Annotated in this window: 1 pseudogene; it reads right to left on the bottom strand. The window is 43.8% G+C overall.

The features are described from left to right. Positions 1-31: 31 nt before the first annotated feature. Positions 32-379: pseudogene (locus R2R70_RS19180) on the bottom strand (nitroreductase family protein); the annotation flags it as partial.

Here is a 379-nt window from a genome sequence, read left to right as displayed (position 1 = left end):
CTCGCTATTGATTATTCCCCCTTGCACGGTATTAAATAAAACTGGCTATTTCATCAATCGATTTTTTATCTAGGGCGTGCATTGGTACTGTTGCATGCTCATCCGGATAGCCTGCAATTAATAGCATATAAGGGCGCTCGTTATCTTTATCGCGGCCACAAATGTCTGTTAAAAAGCTCATAGGTTTTGGGGTGTGAGTAAGTGTTGCAAGGCCTGCTCGGTGCAGAGCTTGTATTAAAAACCCGGTTGCTAGCCCAACAGACTCATGCACATAGTAATTTGTATTTTTATCGTCAGTACTCACGCCGCCCTTTTTTTGACTAAACACAGCAATAAGCCAAGGTGCATGCTCTAAGTAGGGTTTGTTCGCGTCAGTCCC

Source organism: Cobetia sp. SIMBA_158, from assembly GCF_046566945.1.
GTDB lineage: Bacteria > Pseudomonadota > Gammaproteobacteria > Pseudomonadales > Halomonadaceae > Cobetia > Cobetia amphilecti.
Note: the sequence above shows the minus strand (reverse complement) of the source record. Positions and strands in the feature narration are given on the sequence as shown.